At 54.0% G+C, this 25,304-nt stretch carries 21 protein-coding genes; 18 read left to right on the top strand and 3 right to left on the bottom strand.

Features of this window, described 5'->3' with window-relative positions; all coding sequences use genetic code 11:
* Positions 1–121: 121 nt before the first annotated feature.
* Positions 122–2,188, top strand: coding sequence for an RNA degradosome polyphosphate kinase (locus F556_RS0105630; RefSeq protein ID WP_020615934.1), 2,067 nt, complete (start codon positions 122–124; stop codon positions 2,186–2,188).
* Between the two features lie 14 nt (positions 2,189–2,202).
* Here the strand turns inward: F556_RS0105630 and F556_RS0105625 are convergent, their stop codons facing one another.
* A complete protein-coding gene (locus tag F556_RS0105625) occupies positions 2,203–3,720 on the bottom strand; it encodes a Ppx/GppA phosphatase family protein (protein ID WP_020615933.1) in 1,518 nt (505 codons plus the stop codon).
* 269 nt (positions 3,721–3,989) lie between these two features.
* On the opposite strand from F556_RS0105625, the gene citZ reads away from it, so the two are divergent.
* The 7 genes from citZ (at position 3,990) to F556_RS0105590 (ending at position 12,039) form a co-directional block, all read left to right on the top strand.
* Positions 3,990–5,102, top strand: a complete 1,113-nt coding sequence (gene citZ / locus F556_RS0105620) for a citrate synthase (protein ID WP_020615932.1) — start codon at positions 3,990–3,992, stop codon at positions 5,100–5,102.
* Positions 5,103–5,149: 47 nt separating this feature from the next.
* Positions 5,150–6,445, top strand: coding sequence for an NADP-dependent isocitrate dehydrogenase (icd, locus tag F556_RS0105615; RefSeq protein WP_020615931.1), 1,296 nt, complete (start codon positions 5,150–5,152; stop codon positions 6,443–6,445).
* A gap of 125 nt (positions 6,446–6,570) precedes the next feature.
* The gene (gene mdh, locus F556_RS0105610) at positions 6,571–7,512 is read left to right on the top strand and encodes a malate dehydrogenase (RefSeq protein ID WP_020615930.1); all 942 of its coding nucleotides are present in this window, start codon (positions 6,571–6,573) and stop codon (positions 7,510–7,512) included.
* Between the two features lie 99 nt (positions 7,513–7,611).
* Positions 7,612–9,756: a DNA helicase RecQ gene (gene recQ, locus F556_RS0105605; protein WP_020615929.1), complete on the top strand. Its 2,145-nt coding sequence runs from the start codon at positions 7,612–7,614 to the stop codon at positions 9,754–9,756.
* A 79-nt stretch (positions 9,757–9,835) separates the two neighbouring features.
* Entirely contained in the window at positions 9,836–10,261 is a 426-nt protein-coding gene (locus F556_RS0105600) for a hypothetical protein (RefSeq protein ID WP_020615928.1), read from the top strand.
* 31 nt (positions 10,262–10,292) lie between these two features.
* Positions 10,293–11,252, top strand: a complete 960-nt coding sequence (locus tag F556_RS0105595; protein WP_020615927.1) for a sugar kinase — start codon at positions 10,293–10,295, stop codon at positions 11,250–11,252.
* Between the two features lies 1 nt (position 11,253).
* Positions 11,254–12,039, top strand: a complete 786-nt coding sequence (locus F556_RS0105590) for a DeoR/GlpR family DNA-binding transcription regulator (RefSeq protein WP_020615926.1) — start codon at positions 11,254–11,256, stop codon at positions 12,037–12,039.
* Between the two features lie 94 nt (positions 12,040–12,133).
* On the opposite strand, the gene nagA is transcribed toward F556_RS0105590, so the two are convergent.
* Positions 12,134–13,303, bottom strand: coding sequence for an N-acetylglucosamine-6-phosphate deacetylase (nagA, locus tag F556_RS0105585; protein ID WP_020615925.1), 1,170 nt, complete (start codon positions 13,301–13,303; stop codon positions 12,134–12,136).
* Positions 13,272–14,030, bottom strand: coding sequence for a glucosamine-6-phosphate deaminase (gene nagB, locus F556_RS0105580; protein WP_020615924.1), 759 nt, complete (start codon positions 14,028–14,030; stop codon positions 13,272–13,274). The genes nagA and nagB overlap by 32 nt, the downstream gene beginning before the upstream one ends.
* A gap of 233 nt (positions 14,031–14,263) precedes the next feature.
* Between nagB and F556_RS0105575 the strand changes: the two genes are divergently transcribed.
* From F556_RS0105575 to F556_RS0105530, 10 genes are read left to right on the top strand one after another with little or no spacing between them, the layout of a single operon-like run.
* Complete coding sequence (locus tag F556_RS0105575) at positions 14,264–15,835, top strand: phytoene desaturase family protein (protein WP_020615923.1); 1,572 nt, start codon at positions 14,264–14,266, stop codon at positions 15,833–15,835.
* On the top strand, positions 15,832–17,376 hold the full coding sequence (locus F556_RS0105570; protein WP_020615922.1) for a phytoene desaturase family protein: 1,545 nt from the start codon (positions 15,832–15,834) through the stop codon (positions 17,374–17,376). The genes F556_RS0105575 and F556_RS0105570 overlap by 4 nt, the downstream gene beginning before the upstream one ends.
* Positions 17,361–18,245 carry a phytoene/squalene synthase family protein gene (locus tag F556_RS0105565; protein WP_157272621.1) on the top strand — a complete coding sequence of 295 codons (885 nt, stop codon included), beginning with the start codon at positions 17,361–17,363 and terminating at the stop codon, positions 18,243–18,245. Before F556_RS0105570 ends, F556_RS0105565 begins: the two co-directional genes overlap by 16 nt.
* Before the next feature lies 1 nt (position 18,246).
* Entirely contained in the window at positions 18,247–19,023 is a 777-nt protein-coding gene (locus tag F556_RS0105560) for a carotenoid biosynthesis protein (RefSeq protein ID WP_211222542.1), read from the top strand.
* A complete protein-coding gene (locus tag F556_RS0105555) occupies positions 19,016–19,771 on the top strand; it encodes a lysophospholipid acyltransferase family protein (protein WP_020615919.1) in 756 nt (251 codons plus the stop codon). The genes F556_RS0105560 and F556_RS0105555 overlap by 8 nt, the downstream gene beginning before the upstream one ends.
* Positions 19,747–20,889 (top strand): glycosyltransferase family 2 protein, encoded by a 1,143-nt coding sequence (locus F556_RS0105550; RefSeq protein ID WP_020615918.1) that lies wholly within the window; start codon positions 19,747–19,749, stop codon positions 20,887–20,889. The genes F556_RS0105555 and F556_RS0105550 overlap by 25 nt, the downstream gene beginning before the upstream one ends.
* A complete protein-coding gene (locus tag F556_RS0105545) occupies positions 20,865–22,367 on the top strand; it encodes a phytoene desaturase family protein (protein ID WP_040715555.1) in 1,503 nt (500 codons plus the stop codon). The genes F556_RS0105550 and F556_RS0105545 overlap by 25 nt, the downstream gene beginning before the upstream one ends.
* Positions 22,368–22,413: 46 nt before the next feature.
* Positions 22,414–23,508, top strand: coding sequence for a type 2 isopentenyl-diphosphate Delta-isomerase (gene fni, locus F556_RS0105540; protein WP_020615916.1), 1,095 nt, complete (start codon positions 22,414–22,416; stop codon positions 23,506–23,508).
* 26 nt (positions 23,509–23,534) lie between these two features.
* Complete coding sequence (locus tag F556_RS0105535) at positions 23,535–24,275, top strand: class I SAM-dependent methyltransferase (RefSeq protein ID WP_020615915.1); 741 nt, start codon at positions 23,535–23,537, stop codon at positions 24,273–24,275.
* Positions 24,272–25,288 carry an MBL fold metallo-hydrolase gene (locus F556_RS0105530; protein WP_020615914.1) on the top strand — a complete coding sequence of 339 codons (1,017 nt, stop codon included), beginning with the start codon at positions 24,272–24,274 and terminating at the stop codon, positions 25,286–25,288. Before F556_RS0105535 ends, F556_RS0105530 begins: the two co-directional genes overlap by 4 nt.
* The last annotated feature ends 16 nt before the right edge of the window (positions 25,289–25,304 follow it).

The following is a 25,304-nucleotide window of genomic DNA, read 5'->3' as shown; positions in this document are numbered from 1 at the left end:
CACCGGAAGTTCCGACTGCATTCAAGATTCGACGTCGAATCCGCTTCCCTGCATCACCTCGTGATCAAAAGCGGGCTTTTTGAACAACCTCGAATAGGGGGATACCAGGGAGGCGTTAGACATGACAAAGCAGCAATTATCTCAATATGTGAACCGTGACCTGAGCTGGATCGAGTTCAACCGGAGGGTGTTGGAAGAAGCGCAAGACCAGGCTACGCCTTTGCTGGAGCGGGCCAAGTTTTTGGCGATTGTCACCAGCAATCTAGATGAATTCATGAGTGTACGGGTTGCCGGGATTCAGGATCAGTTGAAAGCCGGCTACAATAAAACCGATTTCACAGGGTACACGCCCTCGGGCTTATGGAAGCGTCTCTTTAAACGGACGACCCAGATGCTGACGGAGCAGTACCGTACCTATCGCGAAGTGATGCGCGGTTTGGCGCGCGAAGGGATTACGTTTAAAGAGCTGCATGAGCTCAATGCGACGCAGCAAGCCGCGATGGAGCTCCATTTCCGCGAGATCGTGTTTCCGGTCCTAACGCCGATGGCTGTGGACCAGAGCCGCCCGTTCCCGCTTGTACATACCAAAGAATTATACCTTGCCGTCTTGCTGCGGCATGAGGAGCAGGCGGAGGACGAAGAGCCGCTGTTTGCCATTGTTCAGGTGCCGTCCATTCTGTCCCGATATGTGCAGGTGCCGGGGCGCGGCAACAGTAAAAAGACAGAGTTTGTGCTCCTCGAGAAACTGATCGAGAAATATATGGATACGCTGTTCAACGGTTATATTGCGCAAGCGGTGCATCCCTTCCGGCTGACTCGCAATGCAGATTTGACGCTGGATGAAGAAGGCGCGGAGGATCTGCTGGAAGAGATCGAGAAAGAACTGCGGCGCCGGCGCTGGGGCATGCCGGTCCGTCTGGAGATTGATAAGGGCATGCACCCGTACGCGCTGCAGCTGCTGAAGGAAGAGCTGGAGACGGGAGACAATGTCATTGAGATTGATGGACCGCTTGATCTCAGCTTCCTGATGAAATTCAGCAGTGGCTTGCCAGGGCGGGACAATCTGCGCTATCCCAAGATCGAGCCTGTGTACCCGCAGGAGCTGGAGGAAGTGGAGGACATGTTCGAGGTGCTGCGGCAACGGGATGTATTGATGTATCATCCGTACGAGTCCTTTGAGCCGGTTAACGATTTCGTCCGTCAGGCAGCCGAGGACCCGGATGTGTTGGCCATCAAAATGACCCTTTATCGGGTCAGCGGCAAGTCGGAGCTGGTCCAGGCGCTGGCTTCAGCAGCCGAAGCAGGCAAGCAGGTGACGGTCGTTGTGGAGCTCAAGGCGCGTTTTGATGAAGAGCGCAACATCGCTTGGGCGCGGCAATTGGAGAAGGCGGGCTGTCATGTTGTGTACGGCCTGGTAGGCTTGAAAACCCACGCCAAAATCCTGCTCGTGGTGCGCAGGGAGCAGGGAGCACTGCGCCGATATGTCCATGTCGGCACGGGCAATTATAATGACAGTACGGCAAAACTTTATACCGATGTCGGTCTTTTCACATCTCATCCAATTATAGGGGTCGATGCCTCGGCCTTGTTTAACGAAGTAACCGGCTATTCCGCTCCTCATGACTGGAAAGCCTTTGCCGTCGCGCCGACGGATCTGAAGGATCAATTATTCGAGCTGATTGACCGGGAAATTGCCCATGCGCAGGCCGGACGTGCGGCCGGCATCGTAGCCAAGATGAACTCTCTGTCCAACCAGGACATGATTGATAAGCTCTATGAGGCGTCCCAAGCCGGTGTACGCATCGAATTGATCATTCGGGGCGTTTGTTGCCTGCGACCCGGCGTACCGGGCATCAGCGAGCATATACGGGTCATTAGTATTGTCGACCGGTTTCTCGAACATTCCCGTCTCGTATACTTAAAGAACGGCGGGGAGGAAGAGGTGTACCTATCCAGCGCGGACTGGATGACACGTAATTTGACGCGTCGAATTGAATTAATGTGCCCTGTGTTTGACTCGGCACTGCGGCAGGACCTTATTCGGATGCTGCAATTCAATCTTAATGACAACGTAAAAGCCAGGGAGCTGCAACCCAGCGGAATGTATGAGCAGGTAAACAACCAGCTCCCGCCATTCCGCAGTCAGTTTGAATCGGAACGGATCGAGAGCTGGAAGGATAGCCGTTAGAGCGGGGAAGCCAATTAGCGTTGAAGTACAGGGGAGAGCTGCCAGATTTTTTTGAAATCGTCTGCCATAGCGTCGATTTCACGCCGTTCGACCTCCAGCGTTGTGGTCGTCTCCAGCGGCCGCAGCGTTAGCAGCGGAGGAGTCAGATCGATCTGAAGCTTGCGGATCGTCTGTGCTTCGCTGCGGTCTAGGGCAACGGCCAGCTGAAGCAGTGTGCCCAGGCGGCAAATATGCTCCAAATCCTCAGCTTCCAGGATGGCCAGATAAGGCTGAATCGCCTGCTTGGCTTTGCCTTTGTTTTTGTAGGAGGCGATGGCTGCAGTCAGGATAATTTCCCGGTGACTCATCCCGTTCAGATGCGTGTTCATAATCAGGTAGAACGAATGCTGGGCATATTTGTAGTAATCGATGCTTGCACCGATCCGGAACAGCCGGGAGGCCGCTTCCATCCAGCGCCGCGCGCGTGCCGGATACGAATAGTGACGACCGGTCGTATCGAACAGCTGCATGGCCATCCGATGAACCTGCTCGACGTGAACGGGTGGCGCTTCGGGATGAAGTGCGCCCAAGTTATCGATGCTATAGGCGAGTACATCCTGCAGCATATCCCGGCTGATCAGACCCGATTGCAGGAACAGCCCGTCCCTAAGACCGGCTCCGCAAATGAGATACCCGCTGCCTCCGCTGAAACGCAGAATGGTCTGCAGCGCAGCCAGCCCCGGCACGATCAGGTCAGCACGGTCCTTGGACAAGCCGGGAAATTTTTTGCGCTTGTCCAGCGGCAGTGCTCTTAATTGAGCCAACAACCGCTCACCCTCGGCGGCTGCGATCGGATAGTTATGCGTTTGAGTGAACGGGTAGTCCGTGCTCCCTTGATGGGTCTTGCCGAACGCTCTCGCCGTTCCGCCAATTCCGATCACCGGCAGTCCGGCTGCTTCGCTGATCCAGCTCTCCCGTTGCAGCATGCCTTGCACATGTTGCTCCAGCTCGCTCAGTGACTTGTCACTCATCATGCCGTTCTCCATAAAGCGGCGATTGAGATTAACGCATCCGAAGGGGAAGGAGATACTGCGAAGCCGTTCACGATTGCGGAAGAGGGTCAGCTCTGTACTGCCGCCGCCGATATCGACGAGAAGCCCATCCTGTATATCCAGGGTGCTCAGCATGCCCAGGAAGCCGAATTCAGCTTCTTGCTCGCCGGAGAGCAGCTCAATCGGCAGCTCCGTTTCGCGCTCCAGCATGGTCAGGACTTCGTCCCGGTTGGCGCTGTTGCGGATGGCAGCTGTCGCCACCGCCCGGATCGAGGTTACACCTTGATGGGAGCAGATCAGCTTGAAGTGGTTCAGGGTACCGACGAGCTGCCGGATGGTCGACTCCGGGAGTTTGCCGTCGGCGTCGATTTTTTCACTTAATCTGGCAGGACGTTTGCTGCCGTCTATAACCCGGTTCGCTCCGGATAGCGTCCGCTCGTAGATAACCAGACGGATGGAGTTGGAACCGATGTCGATAATACCGTTGCGTATTTGAGTCATGCTTGGCCTCCGATTAATCATAGCGTTCTATGGTACCTTGTACGTCATTCTACCACTGTGAGGAACGAGAAGAAAGCGGGGCTTGCCGAGGCCATGCATAAATGAAAATGTTTCGTCAATGAAATAATTTATGGCGCCGATAAATCTTTTTTATTCGCGTTTTAGTTCACATCCCTGTCGAAATCCTTTATGATGAAAAGGACGATAAGAAATCGAAGTTGAATAATGGGATTTCTATGGCGAATTACGACGTTAAAGGAGAGAACAATATGACAGCAACCAAAGGTCTGGAAGGGATTGTAGCTACAACCTCCTCCATAAGCTCCATAATTGATGGCGTATTAACCTATCGCGGTATCGATATCGACGAACTTGCTGAGCACGCGTCCTTTGAAGAGGTTGCCTATTTGCTCTGGTACGGCAAGCTCCCTTCCCAATCCGAGCTTAACGGCCTGCGCAAGGAATTGGATGCCTATGCAAGCGTTCCCGCAGAAGTGATCGAAGCAATCCGCCTTTATCCCAAAGATACGAATACGATGGCGGCGCTCCGCACGGCTGTCTCCAGCCTTGCTCTGTATGATGAGGCAGCAGGAGATATGTCTGCAGAGGCCAACCTGAAGAAAGCCATCAAGCTTCAAGCCCAGCTGCCTACGGTTGTTGCGGCATTTTCGCGCATTCGCGAGGGTAAGGAGCCGATTGCACCCAAGTCGGGCGTGTCCATTGCTCACAACTTCCTGTATATGCTGAACGGCGAAGAACCGGATGAAGTGGCCGTTAAGGCACTTGATCAGGCACTGGTGCTTCACGCTGATCATGAGCTTAACGCTTCTACGTTTGCTGCCCGTGTCACCGTAGCCACGCTCTCGGATATCTACTCCGGCGTGACATCGGCAATCGGCGCACTCAAGGGCCCGCTGCATGGCGGGGCGAACGAGGCGGTCATGGTTATGCTGGAGGAGATCGGATCTCTGGATCGTGTCGAGTCCATCATCCAAGACAAGCTGAACAACAAAGAAAAAATCATGGGCTTTGGCCACCGTGTTTATAAAAACGGCGACCCGCGTGCCAAGCATCTGCAAAAGATGTCCCGCGAGCTGGGCAAGCTGACCGGCAACATGGAGCTGTATGAGATGTCCGTGAAGATTGAAGATATCGTGACAGGCCAAAAAGGGCTCAAGCCAAACGTCGATTTCTACTCGGCATCCGTGTATACGACGCTCAAAATTGCCCGCGATCTGTTTACGCCTATCTTTGCAATCAGCCGTCTGTCCGGTTGGACAGCGCATATTCTCGAGCAGTATGAGAATAACCGTCTGATCCGTCCGCGTGCCGAATATACCGGACCTTCCAGCGCTCGCTATATTCCGATCAACGAACGCTAAACCGATCCAAGCTCAAATCCAAACCAGAAAACGGAGGAATTTTAACAATGGCTCAATTTGAAAAATACCAACTGCCAACTGAAGGCGAACAAATCACAATCCAGGACGGCGCTCTGCAGGTACCTAACCAGCCGATCATTCCATTCATCGAAGGCGACGGCACAGGCCGCGACATCTGGGCCGCATCCAAGCGTGTACTGGACGCAGCTGTAGAGAAAGCTTATAACGGAGACAAGAAAATCGCATGGTATGAAGTATTTGCCGGCGAAAAAGCATTCAATGAATATGGTGAGTGGCTGCCAGCTGACACGCTGACTGCCATCCGTGAATATATCGTTGCTATCAAAGGTCCATTGACTACGCCAATCGGCGGCGGCATCCGTTCCCTGAACGTTGCGCTTCGCCAAGAGCTGGACTTGTACACTTGCCTCCGTCCTGTCCGTTACTTTGACGGCGTACCATCGCCAGTTAAACGTCCAGAGCTGGTCGACATGGTTATTTTCCGTGAGAATACAGAAGATATCTATGCAGGCATCGAGTACCAAGAAGGTTCGGAAGAAGTGAAAAAAGTGATCGCGTTCCTGCAAGAGCAAATGGGCGTGAACAAAATCCGCTTCCCTGAAACTTCCGGTATCGGCGTGAAGCCTGTTTCCTCCGAGGGCTCCAAGCGTCTGGCTCGCGCAGCCATCGAATATGCGCTGAAGCATGGCCGCAAATCCGTGACACTCGTTCACAAAGGCAACATCATGAAGTTCACTGAAGGTGCCTTCAAAAACTGGGGTTATGAAGTGGCTGAGCAAGAGTTCGCAGAGCAAACCTTCACTTGGGGACAATACGACCGCATCAAAGAAGCTGAAGGCGTGGATGCTGCGAACAAAGCACAAGCTGAGGCAGAAGCAGCTGGCAAGCTGATCGTGAAAGATGCAATTGCCGACATCGCACTGCAGCAAGTCCTGACCCGTCCAACTGACTTTGACGTTATCGCAACCTTGAACCTGAACGGCGACTATCTCTCCGACGCATTGGCAGCTCAAGTCGGCGGCATTGGTATCGCACCTGGCGCGAACATCAACTATCTGACTGGACATGCTATCTTTGAAGCAACTCACGGCACAGCGCCTAAGTATGCTGATAAAGACGTAGTAAACCCTGGTTCCGTCATCTTGTCCGGCGTTATGCTGCTTGAGCATCTGGGCTGGCAAGAAGCGGCTGACCTGATCTACAAAGGCATGGAAACGTCCATCAACAACAAAACCGTTACTTATGACTTTGCCCGCTTGATGGAAGGCGCAACTGAAGTGAAATGCTCCGAGTTCGCCAACCAAATTATTGCCAACATGTAACACACTATAAGTACGTGTTTAACCTCTATAAGGTCGGCATCATCTTCGGGTGATGCCGTCTTTCTCCAATTTCGGTTGTTTTTGCTGTGCAGGGTCGGAATCCATGAAGGAGGTAGATCAGAAGCATGGGAATCAAGCGTAACAAAATTACGGTAGTCGGGGCAGGGTTTACGGGTGCGACGACTGCGCTGATGCTGGCTCAAAAAGAACTCGGTGACGTCGTACTGGTCGATATTCCGCAACTGGAGAACCCGACCAAAGGCAAGGCGCTGGATATGATGGAATCTACCCCTGTCCAGGGAGTAGACGCCAAGATTACCGGAACCTCCAATTACGAGGATACCAGGGACTCAGATATCGTCATCATTACGGCCGGTATCGCCCGCAAGCCTGGCATGAGCCGGGACGACCTCGTGAATACAAATGCAGGCATTGTCCGATCGGTATGCGAGCAAGTCAAAGCGACAAGTCCGGATGCGACGGTAATTATTCTGAGCAATCCGGTGGACGCCATGACCTATGTGGCTTTTGAAACACTTGGTTTTCCAAAGAATCGGGTTATCGGTCAATCTGGCGTACTTGATACGGCTCGCTACTGTACCTTTATCGCACAAGAGCTCAACGTTTCCGTTGAGGATGTGCGGGGATTTGTGTTGGGTGGACATGGCGACGATATGGTGCCGCTCGTGCGCTACTCCAGTGTGGGTGGGATCCCCATTGATACATTGATTTCTCCAGAGCGGATCGAGGCCATTGTAGCTCGCACCCGCACCGGAGGAGGGGAAATCGTCAGCCTGCTTGGCAATGGCAGCGCCTATTATGCGCCAGCCGCTTCGCTTGTCCAGATGGCCGAAGCGATTCTGAAGGACAAGAAACGGATTATTCCGGTCATTGCTCTTCTGGAGGGAGAATACGGCTACGATCAGTTGTTCATGGGCGTACCGGTTATTCTTGGCGCGGACGGGATCGAGCGGGTCTTTGAGCTGGATTTGACTGCAGAGGAAAAGGCGGCCCTCGATGTATCTGCCGATTCTGTCCGCAAGGTCATACAGATTATTACCGGCTAGTCGCTGTTACGCGGCGATGCAATTCTATAGTGGTTTAACTCGGGAGACCCTGACTTCGCGGCCAGGGTCTCCGAGTGTTTAGAGAAGGAGGACACAAGTATGCTGGAAGAAGCTCGCGCCTTGCTGAAACGCGTCTATGGATTTGACGAATTTCGGCCGGGGCAAGCAGATATCATCACGGGCTTGCTTGAAGGGCGCGATACCCTGGCAATTCTGCCGACCGGCGGAGGCAAGTCCATCTGTTATCAGATTCCAGCGTTACTGCTGGAAGGTACCACCATTGTCATTTCGCCGCTGATTTCCTTGATGAAGGATCAGGTGGACGCCTTGAATCGGTTAGGCATTCCGGCAGCTTTTCTCAATAGCTCGCTGGGTGCTGCGGAATACCGGACCGTCCTGCGCGGTGCGGCTCAAGGAGAGTACAAGCTGCTCTATATTGCGCCTGAGCGGTTGGATGCACCCATGTTCAGCTCGCTGATGGAGCAGATGTCCATTCCTCTGATTGCCATAGACGAGGCCCACTGTGTTTCACAATGGGGACATGATTTCAGACCGAGCTATAGACAGTTGGCTGGTTGGATTTCGAGGCTGGCAGACCGTCCGCTGGTAGCAGGCTTCACGGCAACAGCCACTCGTGAGGTTGCCCGGGACATCTCGGAAATGTTGGCGCTGCGTTCGCCGAATGTATTTGTGACGGGCTTTGCCCGCAGCAATCTGGCATTGTCTGTAGCGGGCGGCGTCGACAAACGCAGGTTTGTGCGCAGCTTTTTGGCGGAACGGCCAGATCAGTCAGGGATCATCTACGCGGCCACTCGCAAAGAAGTGGAGCAGGTCTGCGATGATCTGCAGAAGCAAGGCATATCAGTAGCCAAATATCACGGTGGACTTGCCGATGAGGAACGGATGCAGGCGCAGGAACAATTCCGCTTTGATGACGTGCGGGTGATGGTTGCAACCAATGCTTTTGGCATGGGGATCGATAAGCCTAATGTTCGCTTCGTCATCCATTGGCAGATGCCAGGTGATATCGAATCGTATTACCAGGAGGCAGGCCGTGCGGGTCGCGATGGGGACGATAGTGAATGCGTGCTGTTGTTCAGTCCGCAGGACGTGCAGGTTCAGCGTTTTCTGATTGAACAAGGGACAGGCGATGATGATCGACGGGCCATTCAAATGAGCAAGCTCTACACCATGATGAATTACAGCCGGACCGAACGTTGCCTGCAGCAGTACATTGTGGAATATTTCGGCGAAGCGGATGTAGCGGCTTGTGGACGATGCAGCAGTTGTCTTGATGATACTGTGGCTACTGACATGACGGCGGATGCCCAAAAAGCACTCTCCTGCGCAGGTCGGATGAAAGGGCGCTTCGGATTGACGATGGTAGCAAAGGTATTGAAGGGCTCACGCGACAAACGCATTCTGGAAATGGGACTCGATCGGCTGACAACCTATGGTTTGTTCCGCGATTGGGCGGAAAAAGAGATCACAGAATGGTTGTATTGGCTGGTCGCCGAAGGCTATATGCGTGTTAGTGATGGTGCCTATCCGACGGTTTCCATTACTGCTCGTGCGCTGCCCGTCTTGGAGGGCAAAGAGCAAGTATTTCAAAAACGCAAGGAGATCAAGCGCAGGGCTTCCACTTCTGTGTCGGCTGCCAGCTCTCCCTTGTTCGAAGCTCTGCGTGGCTGGCGCAAGGAAGCCGCAGCACGAGAGAATGTACCGCCGTTTATTTTGTTCTTTGATGCCACACTCCGCGAAATGGCGGATGCCAAGCCGCAGTCGCATGAAGAGCTGCTTAGCATCAAAGGTGTGGGGAGCGCCAAAGCGCAAAAATATGGCGATGAAATCATCGAGGTGATTCGCGCGCATGCCGGCGCCGCCGACCATCCGGCGGGCAAGGATCAGTCATCCAGAACGCAGCGAGAGACGCTCGAAGGCACGGAAGATCAGCCAAGCCATCTGGTGTCCATGGCTTTGTTTCAGGCGGGGCATACCGTGAAGGAGATCTCCGAGCTGCGAGGTATGGGCAAGGTTACGATTGAAGGTCATATCATTCGGGCTGCCGGAGAAGGAGAGGCCGTGGATTGGCCATCCATCATACCGGAGGGTCAGGAAGAATTGATACTGCAAGCCATAGAGGAGCAAGGGATAGATAAGCTGAAGCCAATCAAGGATGCACTTCCGGCCGAGGTTACTTATTTCGCGATTCATGGGGTTATGTGCAAGCATGACATTCGCTGATTTTCATCCAGGATTCTTTGTGTTTAGTCCAGCCTTTTAGTATACTAAAGGGTAGTCATTAATGAAATGGAGGATTCACATGGTTAACTTTGTCATCTTTTTACACGTGATTGGTGCTGCCGGGCTTGGCTTCTACCTGGTGCTGCCATTCCTCGTCGGCCGCGCTTCGCGGCTCGCGGGAGAGGGCCAGAGCGGATTGTCTGAAGGCTTGGTGAGCGGCAACCGAATTGCACAGTATTTTTTGATTCTGTCTTTCCTTACCGGAGGCTACCTGATTTCGCAAGCCGAATATGCCGTAGTCTGGATCGTACTGGTCATTCTGTTGTTCCTTGCTATCGCTGCTGTTGCCGGCATTATGACCGGACCATTGAAGCGCATTGCCGTAGCTATTCAAGGTGGACAGAGCGCTAGCGGCCATATTCGCAAAGCACGCACCATGAGCTTTATTGTGCTCGTGCTGTATCTAGTGATTGTGTACATGATGAAATATCCTGTCTATCGTTAAGTTAGACAAGCCTATTCTAGGAGGGTTTATCATGGGAGAAGCTTCACCGGATTTGATTACGTTTGGCGAAACAATGGCACTCTTCATGCCGACTGACGATCACCGCAGCCTGGAGCGAAGCCCGGTATTGCAGCAGGGCTTCGGCGGCGCGGAGAGCAATGTCGCCATCGGCGCTGCCAGACTGGGCTGCTCCGTCGGTTGGTTTGGACGGCTAGGCGATGATCCATTCGGAGCCACGATTACCAAAACGCTGCGTGGCGAAGGCGTGGATGTGTCCCGTTCCCGGCAAGCTGAGGGAGAAACGACGGGATTAATGTTCCGCGAGCAGGTGGCCGGACGGGTGGCAGTACATTATTACCGCAAGAATTCTGCGGCAAGCCGTATGCAGCCTCAGGATCTCGATGCCGCTTACATACAAGGAAGCAAGATTCTTCATGTTACTGGCATCACGACAGCCCTGAGCGAATCGTGCCGTCAGACCGTGCAGGATGCCGTCAAGACGGCCCGTGAGGCAGGAGTTAAGGTCTGCTTTGACCCGAATCTTCGTCTCAAGCTCTGGTCGGTGGAGGAGGCCCGTGAGGTGTTGTTGCCGCTAAGCGAGCAGGCCGATTATTTTCTGCCAGGCTGGGATGAGTTGCAGCTGCTATATGATACCGAGGATGCGGATGCTATTCTGAACCGCGTCAAGCAGCTGCAAGCAACAGTCATCATCAAGGGCTATGGGGAAAAGACGCTGATTGTTGAAAACGGCAGCATCACGGAGGTGCCTTTCTACCCCGCGGATACGGTGGTGGATACAGTAGGCGCTGGTGATGGCTTCTGCGCAGGCTTTCTGGCTGGCATTCTCAAAGGCAAAAGCACAAAGGAAGCCGTTCAACTGGCCAGCATTAACGGGTCCCTGGTCGTCCAGAGCCGAGGAGACTGGGAAGCGCTGCCAGTATGGAAAGCCGTGGAGCAGCGTTTGCTCGGACATGCATGGGTGGAACGGTAAGATGCCAGTCTCTCAACCTTCCAAGGGCGAGCGGCGGCGTGCGGAGATTATGCTGCTGCTCAAGCAGCAAGGCCGGATAACCATTCAAGAGCTTGTAGAACGGCTGGAAATTTCAGAAGCGACAGCGCGTCGCGACCTTGAGATGATGGAGAAGACGGAGCCGCTGATCCGCACGATCGGCGGTGCCATGTATGATGGCTTGAATAGTGTCCGCGATCTGCCTTTTGAGGAGAAGAAGGGGCTATCGTATCTGGAAAAAGAACGCATTGCAGAGCAGGCAGCAGCTCTAATTGAGGAAGGCGATGTCATCGGACTGTCCGGCGGCACGACCAATTATCTGCTGGCCAAGCTGCTCAAATCGCGCAAAGGCATCACCGTTGTTACCAATGCTGTCAATGTGGCAATGGAGCTGGCGGGCAGCGCGATCCAGGTCGTTGTCACGGGCGGCATTATGAGGCATAACAGTTTTGAACTGTGCGGTCCGCTGGGCGAAGCGATGGTTGCTCATCTGCATATCGGAAAGATGTTCATTGGCGTCGATGGCATTTCAATTGACGGAGGCATTTCTTCCTATTCAGAGCAGGAGGCACAAATCGCCAAAGCGTTAATGACGCGGGCGCAAGAAACGTACGCTGTATTCGACCACACAAAGGTCGGGAAGACTTCACTCTTCTCAATTGCTTCCCTGCAAGATGTACAGGCATTCATTACCGATGCTCCGCTGACGGGACCATTAGCGGCTTATGCGCAAGAGCGTGGGGCCCGAATATATGTAGCTGATTCCTAAACATGTCCTTTTTTGAGGGCATGTTTTTTGATGTTTGGGCATAGGTATGAAAAAAACGCCCTTGAGCAGGGCGTCCCATGAGGAAGAAACAATATTAGATTACACTTCGACCTTTAATCCAGGTCTGGCGAACGTTCAATTGCTCATCGCACCAGACGAGATCGGCCTGCTTGCCGTCAGCTATGCTGCCGGTATGACGATCAAGGCCCAGTCGACGGGCGGGATTGAGGCTGGCAAGCTTAGTGACTTCTGGCAAGGTCAGCTCCGTATGCTTGCGCATGAATCGTACCGCTTCAATCATAGTCAATGTACTGCCTGCCAAGCTTCCGCCCTCCTGGAGACGTGCAACGCCGTCTTGGACATCAACGCCCAAGCCGCCCAATTCATAGCTGCCGTTACCGAGGCCGGCAGCCGACATGGCATCCGTAATGAGGACAAGCTGTTCAGCCGGCTTGGCCCGAACAAGCAGACGAATGGCTGCTGGATGGACATGGTGTCCATCAGCTATCAGCTCTGCGCAAATGGCATCCTCGGTAAGCACGGCTCCGACAGTTCCGGGCTTGCGGTGATGCAGCGGTGTCATGGCATTATAAGTATGAACCGCTTGTGTCAGTCCCTGGCTGACGGCATGGATGATCTGCTCGTAGGAGGCATCGGTGTGTCCCGCCGCTGCGATTATACCTTGGGCAGACAGCCATGCAATCATCTCATCGGCAGCATCCGACTCTGGAGCGAGTGTCAGTTGACGAATCAGCCCCGGAAATTGCGATTCCCACTGTTTCAACCAATTCATTTGTGGTGAAACAATATAATCTGGGTTCTGTGCCCCGGGCCAGCTCGGCGATATGAAAGGGCCTTCGAGATGAACGCCGAGCAGCTGAGCATAGGGCATTGTACGGGCTTGATAGCTGGCGACGCTGGACAGCACCGCCTCGATATCCGAGTGGGGCGCGGTCATCGTTGTTGCCAGCATACCCGTGGTACCGTGACCAGCATGGAAGCGGCTGATAGCATCGTAAGCGTCGCTATTAGCGTCCATAAAATCACTTCCGTAGCCCCCATGTACGTGCATATCAATGAAGCCGGGAAGCAGATATCCTCTCTCGCCATCAATGGACATCGGACTGTCGGAAGCAGGCAGTGCCTCGGCTTCGGTCCGGTTCATCTGAATCAGACCATCGACGCAGTGAACCGTGCCATGGACAATTTCATCTTCCAAAACAAGGTGAACGTTATGAATGGACCAAGTGTAGGGACGAGTCATGTTGCATCAAATCCTTTCCGGCATCTTTGTCCAACAGGACGGTGACATTGGCATGCAGCTGCAGCAACGAAGCAGGAATGGCAGTTGTAATCGGTCCACAGAGGGCTTGCTGGATGATCTCAGCCTTGTCAGCCCCACGGGCAACCAGCAGGATATGCTTGGCTTTTAGAATCGAAGCAACCCCCATAGTGATCGCCTGCTGGGGCACGAGTTCTTCACGTTCAAAGAATCTGGCGTTGGCCGCACGCGTAGCGGGCTCTAGCTCAGCAAGATGGGTTCCCCCAACAAGTTGCCCCGCAGGCTCATTAAATCCGATATGTCCGTTATGTCCCACCCCGAGCAGCTGTAAATCAATGGGTTGGTTCTCCAGCATCTGATCATACCTGACGCATTCTGCTGCCAAGTCTTGCGCCATGCCATCAGGGAGATGGGTTTGAGCCAGTGGAATGTCAATATGATCGAACAGATGCTGTTTCATATAGTAAGCGTAGCTCTGATCATGTGCAGGAGGCAAGCCAACATATTCATCTAAATTATACGTCGTCACATCAGCAAAGGAAAGGCGTTGCTCAGCCGATAAAGAAATCAAGGCGCGGTAAACGCCAATTGGCGTTGATCCTGTAGCAAGGCCAAGCACGGCATCTGGCCGTTCAGTTATGGTTCGGGCAATCAGTTCAGCCGCTTGTCTGTCTAACGCTTCATTGGACTCGAATATGGTAATGTTCATCACAAATCACTTCCTTATTAGAATTCGCGAGTTAAATCCACCAACCGTCATTTCTATCTTCATTATAGAACCTAAATGATTGAGTTTCAAATTAAATTGATTGTAAATTTCAAATTGATGATTCTATCGATCATTTTCTCGCCGGCTCATGGAGTATTTTACACTGTATAACGATGTGTGTATAATGATTGTATAACCTTTTGACTAATCTTTCAGGATCGGAGAGGACTCCAATGGGATCAAGCAAGAACATTGTTATTATCGGGGCTGGGCCTGGTGGTCTGGCGGCCGCAATGCTACTGTCCTCTCAAGGCTATCGCGTGCAAGTGTTTGAAAAACAGGGCTATGTCGGCGGGCGGACCTCTCGTCTGCAGGTAGGAGAATACTTATTTGACCGCGGACCTACATTTATGATGATGCCCCAAATTATCGAAGGATTGTTCCGTTCTGTCGGAAGATCCCTGCATGATTATCTCCATATGGTTGAAGTAGACCCGCTTTATCGTCTGCAATTTGGCGATGTGAAGTTTGAACCAACTCGTGACAAGTCCCGAATGGAACAGCAGATGAACCAGTTATTTCCTGGGGAATGGAGCGGTTACCAGCGTTATCTGCGGGAAGAAGGCCTCAAGTTTGAGCGAGTAATGCCTTTACTGCAGCGCCCTTTCACCAGACTGACGGATTATATCCGCGGCGATCTTGCGAAGGCGCTACCAAGACTGCATTTGACAGACACCGTGTATGGCAGGCTGTCCAAATATTTTAAGGATGAACGTCTGCGTTATGCTTTTGCTTTTCAATCCAAATATCTCGGCATGTCGCCATGGGAATGTCCAGGTACCTTCACTATGTTGTCCTATATTGAGCATGCTTATGGACTGTGGCACCCGATTGGCGGTGTAAACCGGATGTGCGAGGCGATGGCGGAGGTTGTTCGGGAGCAGAATGGGGAAGTTCATTTGAACACCGGGGCAGCCCGCGTGATTACAAGCAAAGGCAAAGCTGTTGGTGTCGAATTGGACAATGGCGAGCGGGTGATGGCTGATCATGTTGTCATCAATGCCGATTTCGGTACGGCAGCAACCAAGCTGTTCCGACCCGAGCAGCTGCGCAAATACCGCCCTGAAAAGCTGGAGAAGATGAAGCTCTCTTGCTCTACGTATATGCTGTATCTCGGGGTAAAGCGCAAGATCGATATGCCGCATCACACAGTAATGTTCGCAGATGATTATGCAAGTAATGTGAGGGACATGATGCAAGGCAGATTGTCAGAGGATGCTTCCATTTATGTACATAATCCGGGAGCTGTAGACCCAACCTTGGCGCCAGAAGGCAAAACCGCACTCTATGTGCTGATGCCGGTAGCCAATCTGCAAGGTGAGACAGACTGGAGCAGTCCCGAGCAATTGGCTGCGGTCAGACAACAGATGCTTGATCGACTAGAACGAGAACCAGAGATGAGAGGGATAGCAGAGGATATTGAGGTAGAGCATGTCATTACTCCGCTGGATTGGCAACAATCCATGTACGTGTACAAGGGAGCAGCATTTAATCTCGCTCACTCCGTAGATCAGATGATGATCCGCAGGCCCCATAACCGATTCGAGGATGCCGAGAATTGTTGGCTCGTCGGCGGAGGTACGCATCCGGGCAGCGGGTTACCGACCATTCTGGAGTCTGCGCGCATCAGTTCGGAGCTGCTCATGCGACAGGACGGACGGACCTTTGCACCGGCTGCTGATCAGACGCTCGCACCAAGCGGGCAGCATGCCCTAACACTTCTTCAGAAGGAGGGAATTCGATGAAAGCCGGGATAATCGGTGGTGGGCTGGGCGGCATGATGAGTGCGCTGCAGCTGGCAAGAGCAGGCTGGGAGGTTGACCTGTTTGAACGTTCCTCGCAATTAGGAGGGCGATTAGCATTTGAGAGCAATGGTGGGATGTACCAGATTGACCGTGGACCCACAATAGTGCTGCTTCCCGAGATGCTGCAATCGTTACTGGCCGAAGTAGGCATTGGTTCTGAAGAATATGAACTGATTGAATGTGATCCTTTATACCGTATTCATTATCCGGACGGCATGTGTTTAACCAAATATCGTGACCCGGATCGAATGGCAGAAGAACTGGAGCGATTGTTTCCTGGAGACGGTCAGGGCATGAGAAGGTACATGGAGGATATGGCTCCGGCGTTTACAGAAGGGAAGACGAAATTTCTTGATCGATCCTTCTTGCGCAAACGGGATTTCTTTTCCATCGATAATCTGAAACTGTTGGGCCGCTTACGGGCGTATCAGAGCACGCGCCAATTGGCAGCGAGATACTTCAAAGCCGAACGGGCAATTGATGCTTTCTCTCTGCAGACGTTATACATTGGGGGATTGCCTGGAGCATCACCTTCTCTATATAGCTTTATCCCGTATGCTGAACATGAATTTGGGATTTGGTATTGGAAGGGCGGCTACGCATCACTCGTACCGCTGCTGGAAAAGCATTTGATTGCACAAGGTGTACAGATTCACCAAGGGGATAACGGCGACGTAACCGGGATTCAGATCGAAGATTCCATGGCTAAAGGCTTTCATACGAGGAACAACGGGTTTCATTCCTATGATCATGTCATCTACAATGGTGATTTTCCAAACCTGTCAAAGTTGTTGCCTGCAGGTAAAGCTAAACCGCGCTCGTTTAAGCCGTCCTCAGGCTGTATACTGTTATATATAGGAGCAGAGAAACGCTGGTCAGACGACGGCGGACCTATCGGCGAACCGCCGACCGACCGGTCGGTCATTCCGCATCAATACTTTTTACCGCAGTCCCTGAACCACAGTTTGGAGCAAATGGCTGCCCGGCTCAAGCCGCCTGGCGACTCGGATGAGCTGCCTCCGTATTATATTTTCAACCCGGTGGCCGCCGATCCAGAGGCCGCTCCCGCTGGTCATTCTGTACTCTATGTGCTGATTCCGCTTCCGGTCCCTTACCTTGAGGAAGATGTGGGCGCCCGAGAGCGACTGCGGGAATCGGCGTCGATGCTGGCAGAGCGAATTATTGCTGATGCGGAAGAACGGGCATTCCCTGGATTGAAGGCGTCTATTCGCTGGATGAACATCCGCACACCTGCAGACGGTGCAGCGGAAGGCTGGTACCAAGGGGGCAGCTTCGGTATTGCCCCAACGTTATCCCAGTCCGGGCCGTTTCGTCCCCAGATCGTCCCTTATCCGATCAAAGGCTTGTACAGTGTCGGTGCATCGATTCACCCTGGCGGCGGAGTGCCTATTGTGCTGCAAGGAGCCAAGCTGCTCACAGATCATTTAACAAAGGAGAGAGTCTCATGGACAGGAGCCTAAGGAACGTATTGAAGGCATGTGAGATGAAGATCAAGGATGGTTCCACGACGTTTTACAAAGCATTCGGCTTATTGCCCAGCCCTCGCAAAGAAGCGGTTTTCGTCTTGTATGCTTTTTGCCGGATGATTGACGATGCCATGGATGAACCGGAACAGTCTCCTTATACACTGGATGAGTTGGCTTATCGGCTAGAACACCTGGAGCAGGCGGAAGGTCATTACATCTGGCCGGCCTTGCGTTGGCTGTTCGACTCCTTTCCCATCTCCAAAGAGCCGTTCTGGAGACAAATTGAAGGTCAGCGGCTGGATGCGCACTTGACGCGTTATGAGACGATGGAGCAATTCGAGCGCTACTGCTACCTGGTTGCGGGTACAGTAGGCGAGATGCTGTTGCCGGTGCTTCATGATCATCCAGACCAAGAAGTGATTGAAGCAGGCATCCGAATCGGCAAAGCCATGCAAATTGTGAATATTATTAGAGACGTTGGCGAGGATCAACGGCGGGGACGCCGGTATATCCCGCTGGAGATCATGCACGCGCATGGGTATTCGGAGGAGGAGTTCGAGCGAGGCGTCACGAACGAAGCTTGGGCAGGGATGATTCAGGAGTTGACGATGCTTGCCAGGCAGTGGTTCAACGAAGGTCTGAATCACACCAGCGGCTACCCCCGCATGAGCGCTTTCTGTGTGGAGCTGTCCTCGCGGATGTATGAAGCCATCCTGGATGATGTCGCTACGCATCATTACGAGGTGTTCCATAGAAGGGCATATGTGTCGGCTCTGGCCAAGCTTGGTATTCTGCAGCGGCTTGTCAAGAAGCACGGCGTGGCGCTTCCCGATCCACAAACCAAAGAAACCGCAGCGGTCTAGTATGAGAGAAGTCATGATTGCACCTACGGAAGAACGTCTCTCCATGCCTGGCAAAACGATCCGTTTGGTGTTCTGGTTCTGGATGCTGATCGGCTTGCTGTTGATGTTGTTCTACAGAGTGCCTGACGCACTGGCATTCAGCAATGGTTTGTTTCTTGTCTTTTTTGGATTGTATACGTTCAGTTTGCTTCACCGGGCCGAACAGCAGCGCTTCCGTCCGGCCCCCTGGCGCTTAACTGCGCTCGCTGCAGTTGTTGGCGTGACAACCATGTTTGCCGAATGGCTGGGTACGGAAACCGGTTTTCCTTTTGGACATTACTACTATACAGATATTCTCCGCCTTGGACCGTGGGAGGTGCCCATCCCGATTGGATTTGCCTGGATTGGAGTGGTGGGCAGCGCACTGTTGATCAGCCGTGCCTCCAGTCGGATCGGTCGAGCGCTCGAGGTCGGAACCTACGCGCTTTGGTTTGACTTGATACTCGATCCCGTCGCTTTCAGCAGAGAATTCTGGATTTGGCTTGATCCGGGGGCCTGGGGCTCCTATTACGGGATTCCTACCCAGAATTTCGTCAGCTGGTTCGTATTGGCCGCGTTGCTCTCCTTCATGTTCCCGATGCAGAAAACGAACGGCAGACTGCGGCGAGAGGCGTACCGACTCTACGGCGGGATGTGTCTCATGTTTGGACTGCTGGGGTGGAAAGAAGCCCTTGCTGGGCCAGTAATTATGGCTATCCTCGCGTTTGCCGTCATGGAATGGAGGGCCCGCCGTGATTGAAGCTGCTAAATCTGCGCCTTTTGATCGGTTGTTTTTCCATTATAACAAGCACTATTTGCTGCGCCGCCACTTTCATTTTGTCGGTTTGCAGGGGGACCTGGATGCCGCATTGCCGAGTGGCGGCTGTCTTTTTATCGCCAATCATAGCTCTTGGTGGGACGGCATGGTTCTCTATCATGCGTTCCGAACTTGCTCGCGCGGCGATCATTACGTTATGATGGACGAAAAGCAAATGCGCGATTTTCGCTTTTTCCGTAAGCTGGGCGTCTTCTCCATCGACAAAAGTCATCCGAGGAGGATGCTCGTCTCGTTGCGTTATGCCCAAGGTCTGTTGGAAGCAGGGAAGTGTGTATGGATGTTTCCTCAAGGCGAGATCCAACATCTGGAGCACCGCCCCCTTCGATTTCAGACCGGCATCGGCTATGTATTGGAGCGTTGCCCACAGACCACAGTTCTGCCGGTAACGTTATACTACTCGTCTTATCACCACCAGAAAACCGAGGTTTCATTGTTGGCAGGGACACCGCTTCGTCATGATTGGGGCCATATGGGCAAGCAGGCAGCCACTGCCTTGATTGAGCAAAAGTTTAGCGAGCAGCTGGAGCGGCATCGCAGCCGATGTATTGACGGAGATCCGCAGCTTGCGAACGATTTCTCGCCGCTGCTGTCAAGCGGGGGCTCCACCAGTGAAGCGTTCTTAACGATGAAGAAGAAGGTGCGGGCATGGAAATCATTCTTTGGCTCGTAGTTGGCGTATTGCTCCTGCAGCTTGCCTTCGCCTTGTGGAATGTCAGACAGCTGCCGCTATTGGCGCAGCCCCAGCACAAACCAGGCGATGCACAAGCGGAGCAGCAGCCTCGACTGTCGATTCTGATCCCGGCCCGCAATGAGACCCGCAATATTGGAGCCTGTCTGACATCTGTACTAGAAGCCGGTCCCGCTAATGGCAGCTACGAGGTCATTGTCCTGGATGACCGTTCCGAGGATGACACCAACCGCTTAGCCGTCGAGGCAATAGGCGGGGACCCGCGCGTCACGTTGATCCGCGGGGAAGAACCTCCGGCAGGCTGGATTGGCAAAGCTTATGCCTGTCACCAACTGGCCGAAGCAGCAACAGGCAAGTGGTGGCTGTTTCTGGATGCGGATGCCCGAATGGAGAAGGGCGCTGTAGAGGCCGCTTGGCATGCGGCACAAAAGCAAGGAGACGGACTGATTACGGGGTTTCCTCGCCAATTGACGAAAACCTGGATGGAACGACTCGTTGTCCCCATGATGGGCTTCACCATCGGATGCCATCTGCCGATCCGATTAGTACGCGGTTCTTCGGATGCCCGATTTGCTGCTGCACATGGAGCCTGGATGCTGATCAACAGCGGTACATACAAGGCGATTGGGGGGCATGCTGCCAATCGAAACAATCTGGTCGATGACATGGCACTCGCCCGTGAGGTGAAGCGGCAGGGGTATGCGGTGACCTTGGCTGATGTAAAACCGGTTGTTCATATGAGGATGTACCATGATGCCCGCGAGGTGTGGCATGGCTTCCGCAAGAACATGTATGCTGGAACAGGGCGCAATCCTGTATTGCTGGCCGCCGTGCTTGGGTTGTATTCCTGTCTTTATTTGCTGCCGTTTCTTGCACTTCTGCTTTCACCAATTATCACTGACTGGCTGGTGCCTGCTGCCGCAGCCTATCTGCTGGGAGTGGCAATCAAGTGCACGACTGATCGCATGCAAGATCAGCCTGGTTGGCTGGCTTGGCTCCTGCCGGCCAGCATCGCCTGTATGGTTGCGATTGGGGTCGCCTCCTGGCTGTCAGCTGGCCGGGGCAAAGGCTATGAATGGAAAGGGAGAATCTACCAGTGAAGAAGCGAGTGATTATCATCGGCGCGGGACTGGGGGGACTCTCCGCAGCGATTCGTCTGGCAGCGCACGGGTTCAACGTTACGGTGCTGGAGCAGCAGACATGCGCCGGGGGCAAGCTGCAGCGGGTGACGGAGGCGGGTCATCGCTTTGACCGCGGACCGAGCACCATTACGATGCCGCATATGTTCGAGCAGGTATTTACGGAAGTAGGCAAACGGATGGAAGATTATGTATCATTCTACCCCCTGATGCCTTCTGTTCGCAATATATTTCGTGACGGCTCGGTCGTGGACCTGCATCGTTCCGCGGATGTGATGGCTTCTCAGATTGCTATGTATAGTCCGGAAGATGCCGCAGCTTATCGCAGCTTCACTCAGGAAGCAGCCAGGTTGTATCGGATCTCGGAGGAACAGTTTCTGGGCAAGCTAATGCTCGGCTGGCGGGACATGGTTAGCCCGCAGATGGCTGCTGCGTTCATGAAGATCCGTCCTTTTACCTCGCTGCAGAGTCTCCTGCGGCGTTATTTCCGTCATCCGAACACCCTGGCGATGCTTGGCCGTTATGCGACCTATGTTGGCTCCTCCCCTTATGAAGCCCCTGCAATTTTTGCGATGCTGTCCCATGTGGAGAGTGAGATTGGCGTGTTTGGGGTGAAAGGCGGCACTAGCGCAATCGTCCAGGCCTATGCCAAGCTGGCAGGCGAGCTGGGCGTTGACATTCAATATAACGTCCAAGTGGAGCGAATTATCGTTCATAACGGCAGAGCGACAGGCGTGGAGACGGATGGCTTCCCGCTGGAGGCCGATCTTGTCATTGCCGGCGGTGATGTCCTGACGATCTGCGAGAAGCTCTTGCGCCAGGAAGATCGGCCTTCCCTGTCCAATTCACGCATTCAGGCTTACGAGCCTTCGTTATCGGGATTTGTCATGTTGGTTGGGACGCAAGTCTCCCAGCCCAAGTTGCTGCATCATACGGTGTTTTTCCCCGATCAGTACCCCAGTGAATTCCAAGCGATTTTCAGGGAACGGCGAGCGCCGAAGCAGCCGACTCTTTACGTCTGTCATCCCGCGATTTCCGAGCCGGAGGCCGCGCCTCCGGGAGGCAGCAGCCTGTTTGTGCTGGCCAATGCGCCGTATTTGTCACAGCAGTGGTCCTGGCAGCAAGAGCGGGAGTCCTACGCGAACTGGATCGAAGCGGAGCTGACAGGACTGGGGGTAGCAGGTCTGGAGCAGGCCACAGTCAGACAGGTCTATACGCCGGAAGATCTGCACAGGGACACATCAGCCTACCGGGGAGCGATTTATGGTATTTCCTCCAATCGCGCTCGTCAGACCTTTTTGCGGCCATCCAACCGCTCCAAGGATGTCGAGGGATTGTGGTTTGTCGGCGGTACTACGCACCCGGGAGGCGGCACACCGATTGTCACCCGCTCCGGACAATTGGTAGCAGAGCACCTGATCAAGCTGTACGGGTCCTAGATAGATCTACGCAAGACAAATGGGATACATCCGAAGGAGGGTTAGGATGACGAAAGAGAGATTTGAACATCACGAGGAAGCCGCGACGGCCAAGCGAAAGGGCGAGCACATCCGGATCTGCCTGGAGGAGCCGGTCACATCCGTTGGCATCGGCAGCGGCTTTGATCAGCTGCGCTTCCGTCATAATGCTCTGCCGGAATTATCATTCGAAGATATCTCACTGCAAGCTTCGTTTCTGGGCAAGCCGCTTCAGGCACCACTGCTCGTTAGCTCCATGACAGGGGGCACCCAACAAGCCGAACGCATCAACCGCAGACTGGCAGAGGCGGCACAAGCCAGGGGCTGGGCGCTTGGCCTTGGTTCCATGCGGGCTGCAATTGAAGACGAGTCGCTGGCAGAAACGTTTCATGTGCGAAGCGAAGCGCCTACGATTCCGATTCTAGCCAACTTTGGAGCGGTTCAGCTCAACTATGGCTACGGTGTCGACACCTGTCAGCGCGCTGTAGAGCTGGCCGAGGCGGATGGTTTGGTGCTGCATCTGAACAGTATGCAAGAGGTGTTTCAGCCGGAAGGTGATACAGATTTTAGTGGACTTCTGGACAAAATCGCGGACCTGTGCCAGCAGCTCTCTGTGCCTGTTGGCGTCAAGGAGGTCGGCTGGGGCATGGATGGCGAGCTTGCCAAACGCCTGCAGCTCGCAGGTGTAGCCTTTGTCGATGTCGCTGGCGCGGGCGGGACCTCGTGGAGTCAAGTAGAAAAGTTCCGCACGACCGACCCGATCCGTCGTCAGGCGGCGGCCGCCTTTGCAGATTGGGGCATCTCCACCGTTGACAGTCTGATGGAGGTGCGCAGGCATGCCGGTAACGCGACAATCATCGCAAGCGGCGGTCTGCATACGGGTGTAGACGCAGCCAAGGCTCTGGCGCTGGGAGCGGATCTCGCGGGTTTCGGAAGGGCTCTGTTGCCTGGCGCAGCGCTTCAAACAGCCGATGCAGGAACAATTGATCTGCTCCAGCAGTTCGAACGAATTGAATTTGAGTTGCGGGCGGCCATGTTCGGCATTGGTGCGGGCTCCATCGCCGAGTTGCAAGAAACGACTAGATTGGTGCGCACTGACGGCCGACCAGCATTAGTTGAGTAGCAGAGATAGAGGGAGGAGGAAGCTGGATGGGTTGGTATGAACACAGCTTTGGCGACGATTACAAAGTCGTTTACAGGCACAGAAACTGGGAGCAGGCGGCACAAGAGGTGAGCCGGATGGTCGGATGGCTTCAACTGCCGGAGGGAGCGAGGCTGCTCGATGTTGGCTGTGGCATGGGACGTCATGCGCTGGCGCTTCATGCACTTGGCTATAGGGTGACAGGTGTCGATCTGTCTAAGGCACTGCTTCGCGAAGCCCGCGAACAAGACCACCAGCAAGCGGTCACTTGGGTACAGGGAGATATGCGACAGCTCCCCTTCGAGGACGCCAGCTTTGATGCCACGGTCAATCTGTTTACCTCCTTTGGTTATTTCGATTCGGAGGCAGACAACGAGGCTGTACTCCGGCAGTTGCGCCGGGTACTGCGACCCGGCGGCAAATTTCTGATTGATTATCTCAACCCTGTTCAGGTGCGGCGTACACTTGTGCCCCGGTCCGAGCGGCTGGATGAGCAGACGGGCTGGCGGATCATAGAGGAACGGCGGGCGGACGAGCGCTGGGTCCGCAAGCATATCACCATCCAACTGCCGGATGGCGGGGAGCGTCATTATGACGAGCAGGTCCGGCTCTACGAACTGGACTGGTTCACCTCACAATTGCAGGCAGCGGATCTGCGGGTGACGGAATGGTATGGCGATTATGATGGGTCACGGTACAATGAGCAACAATCCAAGCGGCTAATTATGGTGGGGGAGGCTGGCCAATGAGTGTCCCCCGATCCCGCCAGACCGTACGGGAATGGCTAGATGGCTGGATTCAGGTGAAGGTGCCCTTGCCCTTTGCCCTGCGCTGGGTCAATAGCTATCTGATCCCGGACCAACGAGGATATACGCTGGTTGATCCCGGCTTGCATACGCCCGAAGCTGTCCAAATCTGGGAGACGGTGACGGCTGAACGAGGCATTGCCTACTCCAGCATACATACGATTGTGTTAACGCATCAGCATCCGGATCATTACGGTCTGGCTGGCTGGTGGCAGCAGCGCAGCGGGGCGCCCGTACGCATGTCAGCAGCTGCTCGCGCCTATACGTCCGAGCTGTGGGGCGAGCACCCGGCGTTTCCTGAGCGTCTGCTTGCCCTTTATGCGCAGCATGGGATGCCTCAGCATCAATTGAATGGTATTCGGGAGCATCTGGACCGGTTTGTCGCGCTAGTTTCGCCCCAGCCGCAGCTGGTAGAGCTGCTTGAGGCTGGAGAGCCCCTGACGCTCGGAGACCTCTCTTGGGATGTGCTGGACGCGCCAGGACACGCGGCAGGTCATCTGTGCTTCTATCAACGGGAGCAGAAGCTCATGATCTGCGGCGATCAGGTACTCCCCGACATTACGCCAAACATTAGTCTGGTGCCGGGAGGGGACGACGACCCGCTGGCTTCTTTTCTGAGCAGCCTGGAGGAGCTTTCACGGTTCCCTGTGGAGCAAGCCTTCCCGGGTCACCGCGATCCATTCAGCGATTTTGCAGGACGCATTGCCGAGATTCGCAGCCATCATGAGCAGCGATTAACGGTTATTGCTGATGAATTGGAGCAACCGCGAGACGGGTATGAGATTTGTCAGCAGTTATTTGGGGCCCGGGTCGGAACGGATAGTCATAATCTGCGGTTTGCAATGGCGGAAACGCTTGCGCATCTGAGACATCTCGTACGGCTGGGACGTGTGCAGGAGCAGGAAGTGCCGGGGGCACCCGCTCGTCTGCATTATGCGAGAATGGTTCAAGCATAACCAAAAAAACAACGGC

Origin of the sequence: Paenibacillus daejeonensis DSM 15491, assembly GCF_000378385.1 — a bacterium.
GTDB lineage: Bacteria > Bacillota > Bacilli > Paenibacillales > Paenibacillaceae > Paenibacillus_D > Paenibacillus_D daejeonensis.
This window is presented reverse-complemented; position numbering and strand designations above follow the sequence as displayed.